At 35.9% G+C, this 18,156-nt stretch carries 21 protein-coding genes; 11 read left to right on the top strand and 10 right to left on the bottom strand.

From position 1 onward, the window contains the following. Window positions 1-157: 157 nt before the first annotated feature. From IGJ19_RS08870 to ybaK, 3 genes are read left to right on the top strand one after another with little or no spacing between them, the layout of a single operon-like run. Window positions 158-1,327, top strand: coding sequence for a class I SAM-dependent rRNA methyltransferase (locus tag IGJ19_RS08870; protein WP_430603722.1), 1,170 nt, complete (start codon window positions 158-160; stop codon window positions 1,325-1,327). Window positions 1,328-1,343: 16 nt separating this feature from the next. Beyond that, the gene (aroD, locus tag IGJ19_RS08865) at window positions 1,344-2,099 is read left to right on the top strand and encodes a type I 3-dehydroquinate dehydratase (RefSeq protein WP_071866815.1); all 756 of its coding nucleotides are present in this window, start codon (window positions 1,344-1,346) and stop codon (window positions 2,097-2,099) included. Between the two features lie 20 nt (window positions 2,100-2,119). Next, complete coding sequence (ybaK, locus tag IGJ19_RS08860) at window positions 2,120-2,605, top strand: Cys-tRNA(Pro) deacylase (RefSeq protein ID WP_010735105.1); 486 nt, start codon at window positions 2,120-2,122, stop codon at window positions 2,603-2,605. Between the two features lie 112 nt (window positions 2,606-2,717). On the opposite strand, the gene IGJ19_RS08855 is transcribed toward ybaK, so the two are convergent. Continuing rightward, entirely contained in the window at window positions 2,718-3,977 is a 1,260-nt protein-coding gene (locus tag IGJ19_RS08855; protein WP_071866814.1) for an NAD(P)/FAD-dependent oxidoreductase, read from the bottom strand. A 112-nt stretch (window positions 3,978-4,089) separates the two neighbouring features. Here IGJ19_RS08855 and gdhA point away from each other — a divergent pair, with 112 nt between their 5' ends. Together gdhA and IGJ19_RS08845 are read left to right on the top strand one after the other, a co-directional pair. After that, window positions 4,090-5,439, top strand: a complete 1,350-nt coding sequence (gdhA, locus tag IGJ19_RS08850) for an NADP-specific glutamate dehydrogenase (protein WP_430603720.1) — start codon at window positions 4,090-4,092, stop codon at window positions 5,437-5,439. Between the two features lie 111 nt (window positions 5,440-5,550). Then, on the top strand, window positions 5,551-6,897 hold the full coding sequence (locus IGJ19_RS08845; RefSeq protein ID WP_074800827.1) for a glucose-6-phosphate isomerase: 1,347 nt from the start codon (window positions 5,551-5,553) through the stop codon (window positions 6,895-6,897). A gap of 358 nt (window positions 6,898-7,255) precedes the next feature. On the opposite strand, the gene IGJ19_RS08840 is transcribed toward IGJ19_RS08845, so the two are convergent. Continuing rightward, window positions 7,256-7,750 carry a hypothetical protein gene (locus IGJ19_RS08840; RefSeq protein ID WP_430603718.1) on the bottom strand — a complete coding sequence of 165 codons (495 nt, stop codon included), beginning with the start codon at window positions 7,748-7,750 and terminating at the stop codon, window positions 7,256-7,258. Between the two features lie 428 nt (window positions 7,751-8,178). Here IGJ19_RS08840 and IGJ19_RS08835 point away from each other — a divergent pair, with 428 nt between their 5' ends. The 4 genes from IGJ19_RS08835 (at window position 8,179) to IGJ19_RS08820 (ending at window position 10,196) form a co-directional block, all read left to right on the top strand. Continuing rightward, on the top strand, window positions 8,179-8,376 hold the full coding sequence (locus IGJ19_RS08835; RefSeq protein ID WP_019722950.1) for a cold-shock protein: 198 nt from the start codon (window positions 8,179-8,181) through the stop codon (window positions 8,374-8,376). Between the two features lie 352 nt (window positions 8,377-8,728). Next, a complete protein-coding gene (locus IGJ19_RS08830) occupies window positions 8,729-9,187 on the top strand; it encodes a GNAT family N-acetyltransferase (protein ID WP_065096898.1) in 459 nt (152 codons plus the stop codon). A gap of 205 nt (window positions 9,188-9,392) precedes the next feature. After that, on the top strand, window positions 9,393-9,785 hold the full coding sequence (locus tag IGJ19_RS08825) for a hypothetical protein (protein WP_071868102.1): 393 nt from the start codon (window positions 9,393-9,395) through the stop codon (window positions 9,783-9,785). 213 nt (window positions 9,786-9,998) lie between these two features. Next, window positions 9,999-10,196, top strand: a complete 198-nt coding sequence (locus IGJ19_RS08820; RefSeq protein WP_019722950.1) for a cold-shock protein — start codon at window positions 9,999-10,001, stop codon at window positions 10,194-10,196. 293 nt (window positions 10,197-10,489) lie between these two features. Here IGJ19_RS08820 and IGJ19_RS08815 read toward each other — a convergent pair whose 3' ends face one another. From IGJ19_RS08815 to IGJ19_RS08805, 3 genes are all read right to left on the bottom strand, one after another. Continuing rightward, window positions 10,490-10,930 (bottom strand): nucleoside deaminase, encoded by a 441-nt coding sequence (locus tag IGJ19_RS08815; protein ID WP_430603716.1) that lies wholly within the window; start codon window positions 10,928-10,930, stop codon window positions 10,490-10,492. A 255-nt stretch (window positions 10,931-11,185) separates the two neighbouring features. Next, window positions 11,186-11,614, bottom strand: coding sequence for an ImmA/IrrE family metallo-endopeptidase (locus tag IGJ19_RS08810; RefSeq protein WP_019722947.1), 429 nt, complete (start codon window positions 11,612-11,614; stop codon window positions 11,186-11,188). A 6-nt stretch (window positions 11,615-11,620) separates the two neighbouring features. After that, a complete protein-coding gene (locus IGJ19_RS08805; RefSeq protein WP_071866811.1) occupies window positions 11,621-11,983 on the bottom strand; it encodes a helix-turn-helix domain-containing protein in 363 nt (120 codons plus the stop codon). Between the two features lie 318 nt (window positions 11,984-12,301). Here IGJ19_RS08805 and IGJ19_RS08800 point away from each other — a divergent pair, with 318 nt between their 5' ends. Next, the gene (locus IGJ19_RS08800) at window positions 12,302-12,691 is read left to right on the top strand and encodes a phage holin family protein (RefSeq protein WP_430603713.1); all 390 of its coding nucleotides are present in this window, start codon (window positions 12,302-12,304) and stop codon (window positions 12,689-12,691) included. 143 nt (window positions 12,692-12,834) lie between these two features. On the opposite strand, the gene IGJ19_RS08795 is transcribed toward IGJ19_RS08800, so the two are convergent. Further along, window positions 12,835-12,984 carry a hypothetical protein gene (locus IGJ19_RS08795; RefSeq protein WP_010735118.1) on the bottom strand — a complete coding sequence of 50 codons (150 nt, stop codon included), beginning with the start codon at window positions 12,982-12,984 and terminating at the stop codon, window positions 12,835-12,837. Between the two features lie 345 nt (window positions 12,985-13,329). Between IGJ19_RS08795 and IGJ19_RS08790 the strand changes: the two genes are divergently transcribed. Further along, the gene (locus IGJ19_RS08790) at window positions 13,330-13,524 is read left to right on the top strand and encodes a hypothetical protein (RefSeq protein WP_034687708.1); all 195 of its coding nucleotides are present in this window, start codon (window positions 13,330-13,332) and stop codon (window positions 13,522-13,524) included. Window positions 13,525-13,582: 58 nt separating this feature from the next. Here the strand turns inward: IGJ19_RS08790 and IGJ19_RS08785 are convergent, their stop codons facing one another. The 4 genes from IGJ19_RS08785 to IGJ19_RS08770 form a co-directional block, all read right to left on the bottom strand. Continuing rightward, complete coding sequence (locus IGJ19_RS08785; protein ID WP_177187683.1) at window positions 13,583-15,382, bottom strand: glycerophosphoryl diester phosphodiesterase membrane domain-containing protein; 1,800 nt, start codon at window positions 15,380-15,382, stop codon at window positions 13,583-13,585. 101 nt (window positions 15,383-15,483) lie between these two features. Beyond that, the gene (locus IGJ19_RS08780) at window positions 15,484-16,080 is read right to left on the bottom strand and encodes a TVP38/TMEM64 family protein (RefSeq protein ID WP_010735121.1); all 597 of its coding nucleotides are present in this window, start codon (window positions 16,078-16,080) and stop codon (window positions 15,484-15,486) included. A gap of 204 nt (window positions 16,081-16,284) precedes the next feature. Further along, a complete protein-coding gene (locus IGJ19_RS08775; RefSeq protein ID WP_176285314.1) occupies window positions 16,285-16,620 on the bottom strand; it encodes a hypothetical protein in 336 nt (111 codons plus the stop codon). Continuing rightward, window positions 16,589-17,923, bottom strand: coding sequence for a DUF1576 domain-containing protein (locus IGJ19_RS08770; protein WP_086334836.1), 1,335 nt, complete (start codon window positions 17,921-17,923; stop codon window positions 16,589-16,591). Before IGJ19_RS08770 ends, IGJ19_RS08775 begins: the two co-directional genes overlap by 32 nt. Between the last annotated feature and the right edge of the window lie 233 nt (window positions 17,924-18,156).

Here is an 18,156-nt window from a genome sequence, read left to right as displayed (position 1 = left end):
TACTTTCGGAACACTGTGTATTTAGTTTTAGTGGGAGATAAGGAGTTTTTATTTTAGCTTTTTTCTAAGGAAAACTACCTACAAGACAAGGAATCTCTAAGACAAGAAGCGTGTTTTTTGTTATACTAAAAGGGAGAATGAAAAAGCAGGTGAGCCAATGAAACTAACAATAAAAAAAAGAGCAGTCAAGAAATTTTTAAAAGGCTATCCATTGATCCAAGAAGAAGATCTAGTCCAAATGAAAAAAACGACAGAATGGGTAGAATTAATTGATCAGCAAGGAAAATTTTTAGGAAAAGGCTATTTAGGAAAACAAAACAAAGGGATTGGTTGGGTACTCAGCCAAAAAGATGAACCATTTGATCAATCATTTTTTGAACTAAAATTTCTGACAGCTAAAGAAAAAAGGACAAGCTATTTTAATGATGAGCAGACAACAGCTTTTCGTTTGTTCAATGGAGAAGGAGATGGGATCGGTGGTTTGATCATTGACTACTACGATAACTTTGCTGTCTTTTCTTGGTACAATGAAACCTTATATATGGCTCGTGAAGTTTTATTAAAAGCTTTTCAAGCTGCTTATCCTGAAATTGTCGGAATCTACGAAAAAATTCGCTTTGAAACAACACGATTACCGGAGAGCCAGCATGTGACTGGAGAAGAGGCCAAAGAACCACTACTTGTCCAAGAAAATGGAGTGACTTATGCCACTTATTTGAATGAAGGTCTAATGACAGGAATTTTCCTTGACCAAAAAGAAGTCAGAGGAGCATTGATCGATGGCTTAGCTTTAGGGAAATCAGTACTGAATATGTTTAGCTATACCGGTGCTTTTTCTGTAGCTGCTGCTATGGGTGGGGCAACAGAAACGACAAGTGTCGATCTAGCAAAACGAAGTTTGAAAAAAACCCGTGAACAATTTGAGGTCAACGGGTTGACACCTGATGCCCATAAAATCATCGTCATGGATGTTTTTGAATACTTTAAATATGCACAACGTAAAGGTTTCTCTTATGATGTAATCGTTTTGGACCCTCCAAGTTTTGCTCGGAACAAGAAAAAAGTCTTTCGTGTAGCCAAAAATTATGGTGAAATGGTGAAAGATAGCTTGTCGATCTTAGCCGATGAAGGAATCCTGATTGCCTCAACAAATGCAGCCAATGTGTCGATTGATCAATTTCAAGCAATGATCGAAGATGAACTAATCTCTGCTGAGTATGAGTACCAAATCAGCGGTGTTTATCGTTTGCCTGATGATTTTCAAACCATTGATTCTTTCCCAGAAGGAAATTATTTAAAGGTATTTGTTTATGAAATAAAAAAATAGAGAGGGCGTGAAGTCAATGTTTCAAGTAAAAGGAGTAAGATTTGGTACTGGACGTCCAAAAGTCTGTGCGCCCTTGACAGGTACAACTCGCGAAGAACTTCTGAGAGAAGCAATCCTAGCGAGGGAAGCCGGTGCTGATTTAGCTGAATGGCGTCTTGATTGTTATCATGATGTCTTCAACAAAGAACAACTAAAGGAAACGTTAGTACTGATCTATGAAATGTTAGAAAGACTACCATTGCTTTTGACTTTTCGAACCTTAGAAGAAGGTGGAACGCAAGATATTTCAATCAAAGACTACCACGATCTGTATAAATTTTTGATCGACACAGAATTAGTGGAAATGCTAGATATTGAGTTGTTCAAAATCGAAAGTATGGAAAAGGATCTGCTCCATGATATCCACCGCCGCCAGATCCCACTGGTCATCAGTAGTCACGATTTTAAAGAAACACCAGCAGATCCGGTCTTGCTGTATCGTTTGAATATGATGGAACATTTTGGTGCAAGTATTGGCAAAATTGCTGTGATGCCAAATAATGAACGTGATGTTTTGCGGATGATGGAATTGACTCGTCGCGCTCATGCGTTTGTGTCAATGCCTCTAGTCACTATGTCAATGGGTGAGCTTGGCATGGTCTCTCGACTAGCAGGCAACGTGACAGGTTCAGCCATCACTTTCGGTGCGTTAGATGCGACACGAGCTTCTGCACCTGGACAATTACCAGTTAAAGAATTAAAACAAATCATTAGTTTACTCAATGAAAATTAAGCTAGACGAAGGTGAAGATTTTGGCAAAGAAGAAACCAGTAAAAACTAATGCTATCCGTATGGTAGAACAAAAAAAGATTGCTTATACAGAACATGAATATGCTTGGGATGAAGCACATATCAGTGCCTCATCCGTTGCTGCTCAGTTGCCAGGAAGTGAATCACGAATTTTTAAAACATTAGTAGCAGTGGGGAATAACACAGGTCCGATCGTTGCCGTTATCCCAGGAAGCACTGAACTTGATTTAAAAAAACTAGCAAAAGTCTCCGGCAATAAAAAAGTAGAAATGCTCCATCTCAAGGACTTGGAAAAAACGACCGGATATATTCGAGGTGGCTGTTCGCCAATTGGTATGAAAAAATTATTCCCAACATTTATTGAAGAACAGGCAAAAGAATATGACCAGATCATTATCTCTGCTGGAAAACGCGGACTTCAAATGGAACTTGCTCCAGAAGCAATCGCTGAGTTGACCAATGCAACATTTGTCGATATCAAAATTTAAAAACCACAAACAAAAAGCAAAACAAATGCTGAAAGATCGATCCATGAAAGGCGAACGACACGCGTTGCCTTTCATGGATGTTTCATTCAAGCAATGTTTTGCTTTTTTTCTCTTACCATTGACTTTGCATCGCTGCGTGCATTCCTGAAACACGTCCCGTAGCAAAAGCTGCCGTGATATTAAAGCCACCTGTATACCCATTTACATCAAGTAATTCACCGCCAAAAAACAGTCCGTTCAATACTTTGCTTTCCATGGTTTTTGGATTGACTTCTTTTAATGAAACGCCACCACCAGTAACAAAAGATTTCTCGATGGGAAATGTCTTATGGATCAATAGCTCAAAGTTTTTACATAATTCAGCAAATTCTTGGATTTGTTTTTCAGATGTTTGGCTACCAGTTAGTTCGGTCATTTCTAGCCGTTCAAGATAAAATTGGAGTAGACGTTCAGGTAGAAAACCACGCCACGCATTGATCAAATTCTTTTTCGATTCTTTACTTAGTTCCACTAACTCTCGTATCAGTTCTTCGACTGACTTCGTCGGGAAGCAATCTAAAGAAACAGTTACAGGTGCCTGCGTTTTTTGTAGCTCAGTGTTGATGAAACTGGAACACCTTAAAGCTGCTGGTCCAGAGATCCCAAAATGGGTAAATAAAAGATCCATCGTGTGCTCCGTGATCACTTTTCCTTTTTGGTTCAAGACACGTAACGTAATATCTTGTAAAGAAAGACCTTGCAACACTTTATCCGCAATAAATGACTCCTCAGAAATCAAAGGAGACTCTGTTGCATAAAGTGGTGTGATCGTGTGGCCTACTTTTTTGACCAATTTATACCCATCACCTGTTGCACCTGTAGAAGGATACGTGCGTCCACCAGTCGTCAAAATGACGCATTTTGCTTTAAATTCATCAAATTCAGTACGCACACCATAGATTTGGTTGTCCTTATGGATCAATTTTTCTACACGTTCGCCAAAAAACATCGTGACGTTCAATTCATTCAGACGATGAACCAGCGCTTCAATGATCGTTTTTGATTTATTTGTCACTGGAAACATCCGTCCGTGATCTTCTTCTTTTAAGTGAACTCCTTGTGATTCAAAGAATTCCATGATGTCAAAATTGTTGTATTGAGAAAACGTACTATATAAAAATTTACCATTTCCTGGGATATGCGCAATCAAATCATCAACAGGGCGATTATTTGTGACATTACATCGACCGCCACCAGTCATCAATAATTTTTTTCCTGCTTTTTTATTTTTTTCGATTAACAAGACATTGGCACCATACTCGGCTGCACTGATTGCAGCCATCATGCCACTTGTTCCTGCGCCAACAACAATCACGTCATAAGTTTTTTCCATTTTCTCACCTCACAGAGAGTGTAGCATATTTGAAGACGATTCGCAGAAAATGTTTTGACCTATGATTGAAATAAGCTAAAATAAAGTCAGATGAATAAAGGAGCGTGAACCTATGTCAAATGCAAAAGAATACGTACAAGCGATACAAGAAAAACTTCACCAAAAAGATGACGGCCAAATCGAGTTTCTGCAAGCGGTCGATGAATTTATGCCTACGGTCATCCAATTTTTAGAAAAAAATCCAGAATACATTGAAAAAAATATTCTAGGGATTTTAGTTGAACCAGAACGAGTGATCCAATTCCGTGTTCCTTGGCAAGATGATCAAGGAAACTGGCAAGTGAATCGTGGGTACCGAATCCAATACAATTCAGCCATCGGACCATATAAAGGTGGCTTACGTTTTCATCCAAGTGTCAATTTGAGTATTTTAAAATTCTTAGCATTTGAACAAATTTTCAAGAACAGCCTGACAGGCCTACCAATCGGTGGCGGTAAAGGCGGAAGTGATTTTGATCCAAAAGGAAAATCGGATAATGAAATCATGCGCTTTTGTCAAAGTTTCATGTTGGAACTGGCAAAACATATCGGACCTTCAATTGATGTACCGGCAGGCGACATCGGTGTAGGTGCTCGTGAGATCGGCTATATGTATGGTGCCTATAAACGATTGAAACAATATGATGCAGGTGTTTTGACAGGTAAACCTTTAGATTTCTGGGGAAGTAAGATCCGCACAGAAGCAACAGGTTATGGCTTAGTTTATTATGTGAAACATCTATTGAACGAAGAACAAGATTCATTTGCTGGCAAAACAGTGATGGTCTCAGGTAGTGGGAATGTGGCAATCTATGCAATCGAAAAAGTCCATGAACTAGGTGGGAAAGTCGTAACTTGTTCTGATTCAGGTGGCTATATCTATGACCCAGATGGTATCGATCTTGATCTATTAAAAGAATTAAAAGAAGTCAAAAGAGCCCGTTTAACAGAATACGCCAAAGAACGCTCATCGGCTGAATACCACGCAAATGAATCGGTTTGGACATTGAAACAAGCGGCTGACATTGCTTTACCTTGTGCAACACAAAATGAAATCGACGGACAATTGGCAGAGATCCTTGTAGAAAATGGCGTGAAGATCGTCGCAGAAGGTGCGAACATGCCATCCACATTAGATGCTGTTTCAGTCTATGAAAAAGCAGACATCTGGTATTGTCCAGGAAAAGCTGCCAATGCTGGTGGTGTAGCTGTATCTGCGCTAGAAATGAGCCAAAATTCACAACGCTTGGTGTGGGAAAGCAGCCAAGTCGATGCACAACTCGACGAGATCATGGCGACGATCTATCAAACGTGTCGTCAAACTGCCAAAGAATTTGGCAACGAAAAAAATCTTTTGCTTGGTGCCAATGTGGCAGGTTTTGAAAAAGTCGCAAAAGTAATGGCTATGCAAGGTTTAGTCTAAAAAATGGAAGTTTCTTGCAAATATTAGAAGCTTCTCGCATATTTGCTTGAAAAATAATAAAAAAAAACGTAAAGTATATCTGTAGATTGAAACTTTTAAGGAGGAACAAAAATGGCACACATTCATTTTGACTATTCAAAAGTTGCACCATTTGTCAATGAACATGAGTTAGGCTATATGCAGAGTCAAGTTACTGCTGCAGACAAATTATTACGAGAAGGAACTGGCGCAGGCAGCGATTTCCGAGGATGGATCGACCTACCTACGAACTACGACAAAGAAGAATTTGATCGTATCAAAGCTGCTGCTAAGAAAATCCAATCTGATTCTGAAGTCCTTGTGGTCATCGGTATCGGTGGTTCTTATTTAGGCGCTCGTGCAGCAATCGATTTCTTACAACATACCTTCTACAACTTGTTGGGAAGCGACAAACGCCAAACACCACAAATTTTCTTCGCTGGAAACTCAATCAGCTCAACTTATCTTGCTGACTTGATCGAAGTGATCGGCGACCGTGACTTCTCAGTAAATGTCATTTCAAAATCAGGAACAACGACTGAGCCAGCCATTGCATTCCGTGTATTCAAAGAATTACTTGTTAAAAAATATGGTCAAGAAGAAGCAAACAAACGTATCTACGCTACAACAGACAAAGCAAAAGGGGCTGTTAAAGTAGAAGCAGACGCAGAAGGATGGGAAACATTTGTGATTCCTGATGACGTCGGTGGACGTTTCTCTGTATTGACAGCAGTTGGTTTATTACCGATCGCCGCAAGCGGAGCAGATATCGATGCCTTGATGCAAGGTGCTGCCGATGCAAGCAAAGCTTATTCAAGCGACAAACTTGAAGAAAACGAAGCTTACCAATATGCAGCAATGCGTAATATTCTTTACCGTAAAGGCAAAGTTACTGAATTATTGATCAACTACGAACCAGGAATGCAATACTTCTCTGAGTGGTGGAAACAATTATTCGGCGAATCAGAAGGTAAAGATCAAAAAGGAATCTACCCTTCAAGTGCAAACTTCTCAACAGACTTGCACTCACTTGGACAATACATCCAAGAAGGACGTCGCAATATCTTCGAAACAATCGTAAAAGTTGAAAAACCACGTAAATCGATTACGATTCCAGAACAAGCAGAAGACTTGGACGGACTTGGTTATTTACAAGGAAAAGAAATCGACTTTGTAAATACAAAAGCTTTTGAAGGTACATTATTAGCTCATACAGACGGTGATGTACCAAACCTATTAGTTAAAATCCCTACAATGGATGCTTACACATTAGGTTACACAATGTACTTCTTTGAAATTGCTGTCGGCATTTCAGGTTACTTGAATGGTATCAACCCATTCGACCAACCAGGAGTAGAAGCTTACAAGAAAAACATGTTTGCTCTACTAGGCAAACCAGGGTTTGAAGACCTTGCGAAAGAATTGAACGAACGCCTATAAGATAGGGTTTAGAGAAGATTCTTAGTAACTAAAACTAAAAAACATGTAGCCCCATTTTATTAGTGGTACTACAAATGGTACTACACGTAGAAAAGACAGCCGATTATTGGCTGTCTTTTTTTGATGTAAATTGGACCACTTGACCAGTTGCTTTTTTTATCTTGATTTTTTTAAAAAACATCCAATTTACTTACAGCACGTTCTTTGACAAGAGGAGAGACGTGAGCATACATCTGGGTGGGTAGATACTTCTTTATGACCTAGTATTTATGGAGTGAAGAAATGTATTTATGGAGGTAGTGTAGTTTTATCAAGATTTATTGACAAAAGAAGTCTCCTTGATTTTTTTGTTAAATTATTAAACTGCGTTTCCAAATGCATCAGTTATTGTGATCATTCCTTGTTTAGAAACTCGATAAAAACCTACAGTTCCTGAGCCCCCTTGTTTAAGAATTGATTTACTTTGTGCATTGAATAAATAATCTGATTCAACCATTTTATAGAAAGTAACCACAATATCTTCATTTTGTAATTCAGAAGAATTTCTGATAAGTACTTCCATTGCTTGTTCCTGAGAGGTTATTGCATTACCTACAAGGGGCAAAGAAGCATCCGTTGATTCCGTTGTTATCTCAGATGTTGGAGTAGAATTTGTAGCCTCTTGAATTTGTGAACTTTGAAAAGTAGATAAATTTTCTTCCGACGAAATCTCTTTATAAGCTGTAGTTATTTCAGTGCTGCTCATTGAACTTTTAGATTGTGTATCTGACTGTGTACTTTTTGAAGTAGTTGTCTCACAAGCAGCAAGTAAAAAAAGACTATTTAGCATACCAATAAAAATAATTTTTTTCATTGTATTTTCTCCATATAGATTATTTATTTATTTATCGTACACTTCATATATGCATATTGTAAAAAGATTCAACATCCAAATTAGCGTTATGAACTTAATAATCTTGAATTGGGTTGTTATAGTTATCGGTATAAAAAAAGTTTGATTTACTAAGGGGATTATTCATAGGAAAAAATATTCATAATAAGATATAAGCATAGTAATAATAACTTACATTTAATTTTTAGACTTGAGACAGGTATTATAAGCACTAATTACAGTTAGCAAGTGTTAATATTTGTGTTCTTAGGTAATACATGCTATATTATATAAGTAATCTAATTTGAAACGTAATCTGAGCGATATATTCACACTATAAAAACTCCTTTTACCAAGTAATATTAATTGCAACAAAACACGTATGATATACGTAATAGGAGGAAATATATATGAATAACGGTACAGTAAAATGGTTTAACTCAGACAAAGGTTTTGGATTTATCACTGGTGAAGATGGACAAGATGTGTTTGCACATTTTTCAGCTATCCAAGGTGAAGGCTTTAAGACTTTAGATGAAGGTCAAGCAGTTACTTTTGATATCGAAGATGGTCAACGTGGACCACAAGCAGTAAATATCAATAAATAATTCAATAGACGAATTTGAACCATCTCCTTGTGAGATGGTTTTTTTTGTTATTAGGAATAGATACGAAAATTTTGGAAACATTTGAAAAATTAAGTAAACTATTATTTAATGATCAGTAGGTAGAGATAGCAAGAATCACCATAAGTAGTTGATAAGGAATACATGAATTTTGTATCATTCATAAAATTCAAAGAATAATAGATGATTCTTCTGGCCATTAGAGAATAGATCGAACAAAAAGGAATAACTATTCTGTCACTTTATTAAGTTTTTGAAACATACAGCTATTTTTAATATGCGTAAAACCAGAGAATCAAATGCTCTTAAAGTAATTAGAAAAGAGGAAAAGTATATGGAATACGTCATTATAACCCAAGAACATTCTGATTGGCTTTCAGTAGCTCATTCTATTCGTCAATTTGAATGGAAAGCAGCAAAGTATATAGCAGAAAAAATGGAAAAACAAGAATTTACAGATTGGGAATCCGTGATTATTGCAAAAGATGGAAATCCTGTTGTAGGATTCTGTACTCTTGTAAAAAAAGACATTATTGATACGAAGGACTACACGCCTAACATTGCCACTGTTTTTGTCGCGCCAGAATATCGAGGGAAGCATATCAGCCAAAAATTAGTTGCAACAGGTGAAAATAAACTAAAGGAAATTGGTTTCGGCAGTGTATATATAACAACTCAACATGAAGGGTTATATGAAAAATGGGGTTATCAGGAAGTAGCTAAGGAAAATGATCGGTTTGGACGATTGATGCGGATATTAGAAAAAAATTTGATGAATGAAAGATCCGAATGAATAGGGTCGGTTCATACTAAGCGATTAATCAGTTATTTGAATAAGTAAAACAAGTATGCAGACATCTTTGTTCGTATTTATTGAACATTGATTTGTCGTTTTCGTAAGCTCATTCTTAGTAAAAATCATGGGAAATTCAATATGTTTTTCACATATTATTTGTAAGATTAAGCGAATTCAAAAATACTGATAGGAGAATTTTTTCATGAAGAGAATTTTAGTGATTGTTTTAGGTATAACTGTGTTATTAAGTGGGAGTATGTTTTGGAATAGTAAAGATGTGGCAGCAAAGGAACAAAGTGGCACTTACCTTCTAGGGTGTACCATGAGAATAGAAGGAAAACAGTATAAATGGAGAGAAGCGTCATTTGGTGGTACGAACAGAGGATATGAAATCAACCCAGGGAAATATCGCTACCAATTAAGTCCAAATCCACATAAAGATCCTTGGTATAATAAAAACCAACTGAAGTTTTATAACCAAGGTGCTGATCAAATCGAAAAACAGGCAAATGAAGAGAAATGGCAGAGCAAAGGATGGCCTGATACTATCAAAAATATTACGATCCATGGTATTGAGTACACATTGACAAAATAAAAATGTGAATGGTACAAATTTATGCTACTAGAATGATGAATCAAAAGAATAAGCGTAAATGTTTGTATTCTTAGGTAATACATGGTATATTAAATAAGTAATCTAATTTGAAACGTAATCTGAGCGATATATTCACACTATAAAAACTCCTTTTACCAAGTAATGTTAATTGCAACAAAACACGTATGAACTACGTAATAGGAGGAAATATATATGAATAACGGTACAGTAAAATGGTTTAACTCAGACAAAGGTTTTGGATTTATCACTGGTGAAGATGGACAAGATGTGTTTGCACATTTTTCAGCTATCCAAGGTGAAGGCTTTAAGACTTTAGATGAAGGTCAAGCAGTTACTTTTGATATTGAAGATGGTCAACGTGGACCACAAGCAGTAAATATCAATAAATAATTCAATAGACGAATTTGAACCATCTCCTTGTGAGATGGTTTTTTTGTTATTAAAAAAGTCAGAAGAGGAAAACTATATGAAGTACTTGATCTTGGCAAATAGATAGTCCATCTGGCTAAAAGGGGCTAACTATAAGGAAAATGATTGATTTAGACAGTTGGTGCAGGTGATAGAAAAGAATTTAATAGGAAAAGTATAATAAAAAATTGTCATAAGATTTTATTATTTTTTTAGATTCAAAACGAATAAATCCGAGACGAAATTTTACTTAACTATTTATTAAACTACAATAGTTAAGTAAAATAATCTTTAATATCATCAATCATAAAGTCTTTGATCAATGAAACATCGTGAATGTAAGAGCCTTTTTTAAGAACCTCTTCGCAAGAAATGAAAGACCAGTTTTCTTCTTTACCTCGGTAAGTTGGATTATTCGAATAGACAACTCCATCTATACCCGCCCAAATAATCACCGAGCTACACAAAGGACATGGTTCAAAAGTGCTATATAACCAATATCCCTCAGGTAATATATGTGTTTTTAATTGCTCACAGGCACTTCTGACGGCGTTTACTTCAGCATGAGAAGTGGGATCATGATCATCTAAGACAGTAGTTTTTCCGATGGATACAATCATATTTTTGTTGTCTACAACAGCAGCAACGATGGAATGATCTTGCTTTTGTAACTGAATCAATTTATGCATGATACTTTTTTGAGGATGAAAATTCATAGTACATTCTCCTGAAATTTTATAAAGATATTGTAGCATATTTTTTGTTGATGAAAGAAAAAAGCAGAATCGGTGATGAAGAAAAAAAACAGTAAGCAAATCGCTTACTGTTTTTAATAAAAATGATTTGTCCCTACGAAGCTAGTCATATTATATCGAATTTTACTTTTTCTAAAATTTATTATTTTGACTTTTATAGAAAAAAATATAAAACTACAAGACTTTTAGAAAAAAAGACCTGTAGCTTATTCTGTATTAAATCAAAAACCGATAACAACTCTCTGGAAGGCCATAAAGTCTTGTCAGCTCTTCCACTTCTCTTGGGTAAGTTTCCGTATCTTCTTTGTACAAGGAAACGATCAAATTCGAAGCAAAGCAGTTGGCTTCGCTTTCAGATTTGCTTCTTGAATTTCTAGAGGACACATAGTAACTAGATATTTCCCGATGGAACAAAGCATGTCCAAGTTCATGGGCACAAATGTAAAAACGTTCTTCTGATTCTTTCAGTGAGTTGTTCAATAAAATAATAGGGGAGCCTAATAGTTCTTGAAACTGTCCTTTTGGATTATCGAGAAAAGAAACATATCTGATTTCTATTCCTAATTTTTCAGCAATCACAAAAGGATTGGCGGTATCATAGGTACGCTTCAGTTCGCTTACTAGTTTGATAATATCCATCTCCATATATGCTCACTTCTCTTTGCCGCGTTTTCGAAATTCCCAGAAAAGTCCCGTCAATACATCTTTTACACGTTGCTTTTCCTGTTCTGTCAAAGTTTCTCCACCATACGCCATGTTGACATTTGAATTGAGCATTTTGTCTAACTCAAATAAATCATCTTTATTTGCCCATTTCGGCGCTTGGTTGCTGCCCAATAAGAAATCAGTTGTTACCCCAAAATAATCTGCAACTTTTTTTAAATTTTCCGACTTTGGTGAAACACGATCCCATCTTCTGATCTGGCCATTAGAGATTCCTACGGCACGTTCGACTTCAGCAAAGGTTACGTTTTTTTCTTCTGCTAATTGTTTGATTCGCGCAACGAGTGTCATAAGGAACCACCTTTCTTGATATTTGGATAGCATAAAAGTTATTGTAGTTGACAATTAGCTTTTAAGCTATTATAGTTTGCTTATAGATTGATTCAATTGTTCGAAAAGTGAAGAATACAGTCACTTAAAAAGTTTTTTCAATCGTTCACGATTAAGATAAAGCGTATTCTTTTTATTTCTAATGACTTTATAATAGCTTAAAAGTTATTTGGTGTCAAAGATGATGAACATTGAATTGTAATTAACAATGTAGTAGCAGGTTGCGATGGGTAAGGATAAACAAAGGTTAGGTATTTCATAAAGTGGAGGGTGAGCAAAATGATTGTAGAGAATACTGTGGTATTGAATGAGTTTAGAAATCTTGTAAATAATGTGTACCTTCAGATTTTTGTATTGATTCTATGTCTTGATTTTATTAGCGGTATCTGTCTGAAAACAGGGAAAAAGAAACGATTTAAACGTTCTGTGATGAAAGATGTGATCAAATATTTACTGATTTTCCTTATTGTTATGATTGCTTATCCCTATCTAAAGATTACAGGATTTGAAGCAATTGGTATTGCTTTGGTGTTCTCGTATTCTGCCATCTATGGCTTGTCTGTTATTGAAAATCTAAGGAAACTAGGAATACCTGTACCTGATTTTGTTAAAGTACGTTTGAAAAAATGGCGTGATTTCTCAGAGGAGCAGGGGAAGTACAAAAAATGATCGAGAGGATTTTCTTAAAAAGTACTGCAAGGATATTCTTATTATTTGGAGCAAACAAAAAAGACGTTTCTATGGCTCATTTAGCCAAAAACGTCTTTTAATTCTCTATAGAATTATCAGCTGACATGAAAAGGGAACACTCCTTAGTTAGATTCGTGTAACGCTTTTACTGCTTGCTCAATGGTGATCCCATAAGCGATGTGTTGTTCGTTCATTGCATCGATTGCCATGAAGCGATTCGTTGAACTATCAAATGCTACACGATAGCTGATGCTTGTTTTTGTAAATGTCATAGATATTTCTCCTTTCATTGGTATTTGTGTATTCATGAAATTTTTCATAAAACTTCCGAATACACCTTAAGTTTAGCACCATTCTAAAATTTGGGCAATCAATGTGCTATAAGATAGCTGTTGCTAGTTTACTTGAAATTAATTCTCTGAGATTCCCATCAATAATCCAATCATTAATAAAATAAATATACCAGTTTGAATATAGACCATCATTATTCACCTCTTTAAGCCCAGTGTATCTCTTTTTTGGTTTGGACTCACGAACAGTGGGGGATAATGTTCAAACAAAATTGTCATATTTTGGGTTGAAATGACTGAAATAATAGCAAAACAGGAATCAAAATAGTGAAAATTGAAAGCGTTGAGCAAACACTTGCTTTGAGATATTTTGCAAACTTCATTATAATAAAAGAAAGGGGGCGAATCGCTATGCAAAAAAGAAAAAATTCTGGTAAATTAAGCATTTTTCTAGCAGTTATATCTGCTATACCTGCTGTTTTAGCAGTCGTTCGAGCTATTAAGGAATCAAAGCAAAGATAAACTAAATAAAACGTGTCGCTTACTTATCCGATGGGATAGTGAGCGACACGTTTTTATATTAACCAACACCTAGAACAAAGTTTAATAACTTGTCTGAGTAAGTAATTTCTCCTTCTGACTCTCTGACCGTATCATTCAATGCTTGCATATCATCTGTAATAATACCATCTACACCATAAAACATCATTCGGCTCATGTCGTCTGAATCATTAGGTGTCCATACATAGACTTTCTTACCATCCTGATGGGCAGAATCAATAAAGTTACGATTGATCGTACTGTACTCCATGGTTAAGAAATCCGCAGGTGTTACTGGAGGACCAACTAGATTAAAAGGCAAAATGTAGCCAACATAAAAATTTGGGTTTTCAGCTTTTAGATCTGAGACTGTTTGATAAGTCAAACTTTGTAAAATATGTCCATGTATTAAAATAGTTTCTTCATATTTTTTAACAAAGTTTTTGACTAAATTATCCGAATCTTTTCGAGTCGTTTTGATTTCGATCAATAATTTCTGGTTCAATTCATTTGCTCGTTTTAAATACGTATCGAATGAAACCAATGGTTCTTTGGCACCATTTTCAGTCACAGTCAATTTTTCCAGTTCTGCTAAAGTTAGGTCTTGCGGTGCTTTATTGACTCCAGTCAAATTTCTTAAATTGAAATCATGCATGACCACGAATTGACCATCTTTTGTTTCTTGGATGTCCATTTCTACATAATCTGGATGATAATCTTTGCTCGTCTTTTCTAGTGCAGCAATCGTATTTTGTGCGCTGTTCCCTAAGCTAACGCCACGATGGGAAATCGTTAAAGGTTTTGTTTCAGAAGCAGATGTCAGGTAATTCATATTGTAAATACAAACACCAACACCAAAGAAAACAGCAAATAAAGTAAACGCAGTATTTTTTAAAGCTGTGTGTTTTTTGGGCACTTCTTGTGAAGAGAACCAGCTGGGAATATCTGGTAAGAAACCTTCATCATCCATAAAGTCTACAATGACGTAAAAAATTCCGACGGTAGACATCACAATATTGAACAAAAGAACGCCTTGTAAGAGTGTCATGGCAAAAACAGCACTAATCAATGAGTAATCGGAGAAATATTCCTCAACAAAGATCTGACCTGACAAGATTGCCAAGTAACTGATTGTTGAAATCAATAAAATCGTACCACTGATCACTAAAAATTGACCTGAAATCGCAAAAAAACGTGCTTTGGTCAAACGCCAACTCTCACGGATCGCTTCACGAAAAGGGCGATCTCTTAAAATCATTTCAGGTAATGCAAAGATTAAACGAATCCCGATATAGCCGAGGAAGACATAGACAAGTAGAAAAGAACTTACGATGATCCAGCGGTTAGTGAAAATAAAATCCATAATAAATGCAGGAATTTTTATTTTAGAAAGTAAGTCTGAATTAAAACTTAATCCGCTGATTGGTAAAATCAAAAAAAAGTAAGCTAAGAAAAATAAAAAAATCATCGGACGAACTTTTTTTATTTGTCGGATGGTCAACTGCAATAATTGCTTCAATGAAATTGGTTCTTGTTTTTTGATGAAATAAACACTCATTAGCAAAAAAGTAAACTCAAAATAGACTAAGAGCAAAATCAACAATAAGACAGCAATCAAGGAGAAGAAAACTCCTGGATGTTGCGAAATCAGTGTGGGGATATTATCCGTTGAAAGATAATCGATCGACCCACGTTGTAAAATCAAGCGTGTCATACTACCGAGCAAAGGCAAACAAATAAACAAAATAAACCCATGCATCAGAACTACATCACGAAAATAAGCTTGTGTTCCTTTAAGGAAGTCCCAAGCATTTCCTAAACTTCGTTTTAAATAAACGATCATTATTATCACCTACTCCTAACATTATAGCGCAAAAAACATAAAAAAGGAGTACTGCAGGAATCTTTCATTGCAGTACTCACAGTGTATCTATTAAGAAATTATCCTAACAAGCCAGTCAGGAAGTTACCACCATAAATCAATGCCATGCTGTACAAAAAGATCGATAAGGGTTTAGCAATCAAAATAATCAACGTGTATTTTTTGACTGAGATATTTGTCAAGCCAGCCATTAAACACAAGGCATCGTCTGGTGCTACTGGTAAGAAGATCGCTAGCGCAAAAAGCTTTTCAAAACGACTTTGGTTTTCTAACCAACCAATATATTTGTCATATGTTTTATCACTAATCATCGACAGGATAAATGGTTTTCCATATTTTCTACCTAATAGGAAAATAATGATCGAACCGATACAAATACCAACGTAATTATAGATAAAGCCAGCGTAAGGACCAAAAATCAGGACACCTGCTGCGGTGCTGATCCCCCCAGGAATGATCGGTATAACGACTTGCAGTATTTGGATCAAGATAAAGATTATCGGTCCTAAAATAATTGAATCACCTACAAGACCTCTTAATGCGTTCAAATCTTTAAAGACGCCTAGATTAATAAAATAAATCGTAAGTGCAATTGAAAAACCAATACCGATGATCGATATAATATTCATTAATTTACGTGATACTGCAACGTTCATCCCTAGTCAACTCCTTCGAGGTTTTCATCTGATAATTGTATTTTACCTGAAAAGCGTAACTGCGCGCCACTATTTCAAGTGAGAAACAACAAACAATTTTGTAAGTTCAAACCAAGTATAGAGGATGAAACAAAATAAAACATCCATCTAGAGTCTTATTTACTTAATTTTATGATCTATAAAAGGTTCATGGCTATTTCACATTTAAATTCGGCGAAAAATCTTGATGTTTAAAATTGGCGAATCATACATGATTTCTACATCATCGATCAGATTCCCAAGTAATCGATAGGATTCTTGGCCATGAGAAGGGGTGCCTAGCAACTCGTGGTAATAGATCTCCATACTAGGATCTCTAGGTGTATTCAACAGTGAGGCCAATGTATTCAAATCTTTTGGCGGATTTTTTGTTGTTCCTTGGAATTCGATATATAGTCCTTCATCTGTATACTCTAAGCCAATACGAATCTCCTTGATCTCGTGTTCGTAAAGATACGTGAGAAATTCATCAATGATCCTCTTTGATAGTTCTTTTTCCATTTCCATGTGCGTTCTTTCCCTTCCCGGTAAACGTAAAATTTTCTAGGATAGGCACTAGTATACCAGCAATAAATCCCGTTGAAAACCCACTATTATATAGATTCAATCCTCCATGCAAGGTACTGAGATTATGGACAAGAGTAATATGTAAAAAGCCTGCAATCACTCCATAAACGCCGCCATAAAATCCACTGATTGGGGCAAGCCCTGTACCGAAAATCGCAGCTACGAGCATGGTCGTATCGGTCATATCATGCATCGTTCCTAATATTGAGGCAATGTAGATACCAATCAAAATCGGAAAACAATTTTTAACATGACTTCCGAATGAGCTGAAACCAGCCACTGAGATGATTCCTCCCACCACAGGCCCATTTAGCACACCACCGATCAGCAAGACGTAAGACATCAATAACAAGCCAACCAAGCCCATATTGATCAAGGTGGCGCCGATACCTGATGTGCCGATGAAATCTGTTGTTAGTTTTCCAGAAGACTCAAAGATTTCACGTAATCCTTTCAATTTGAATGCGTTAAAGAAGAAGCCACAAACAGCGGTTGATAAAAAGAATAAAAAGATGATCCAAGTCAATTCGTGGTGGTAATCAGTCGAAAGAATCGAGTGTACTTCGATCGAATAACTAAATTGCCGAAGAATACCTGTTACCAACATAGCAATCAACCCTGAAGTAAAACCAATATTATAAAGTGTAAAACCACGATGAAAGGTCAGAGTCTGAACAGCTAGGATCGGCAATAAAAAACCAACGATCAAACCGGCTAAATTACCCAAGAAAGCACCTTGAAGGATTGGTAAACCCATCCCGAACGTAATATAGCTGACAACTGGAGAGAGTGCACTACCAAATAAGCCAATCATTACATATTGAGAAAATGGTTTGTGCATAAAATAGGCATATAAATAAACACCGAGGATAATGGAGATGGAATTGTATAGATTTTTCCCAAAGAATGAAAAACCCGCGACAGTCAATATGGAAGCAAACATCGCACCATTCAACATGACTTTATGGCGATAGGCGAGTAACACAGAAGAGAGTGTAAGTAAGCCTACATTCATAAATGCGCTTCCAAATCCGCCTAAAGCAATATAATCAGTCAAGAGATTACTTGGAGAGGTCATGATGACCGTTAGTCCAACAAGATTATTTGTCAAAGAATCACTGAGCAAGCCAATAATCAAAAAAAACAATCCTGAAAAAATAAGGTAAAAATAGTTTTTCCTTTGAGAAATGATTCTTTTTTTAGGATGAATATAAATAACGTCACTTTTATTCTTCATTACACACCTTCTTTTCCTTTTTATTTAACTATAACTTGAAAGAAAACTTTAGGTCAACTTAAATTCAACACAAAATCAAAAATTGTAAGGGGAAACAAATTACGTAAAAAAATATTTAGAAAATTGAGAAAACCAATAAAAAACACATATATGCTTTAAAATATAACAATTTAGGTATATTATTTGCAAAAATTGATCAATATCGGTTAAAATAAAAGAACAGAGACTGTAGC

The sequence above is a fragment of the Enterococcus sp. DIV1368b genome, from assembly GCF_050529595.1.
Lineage (GTDB): Bacteria > Bacillota > Bacilli > Lactobacillales > Enterococcaceae > Enterococcus_B > Enterococcus_B mundtii.
This window is presented reverse-complemented; position numbering and strand designations above follow the sequence as displayed.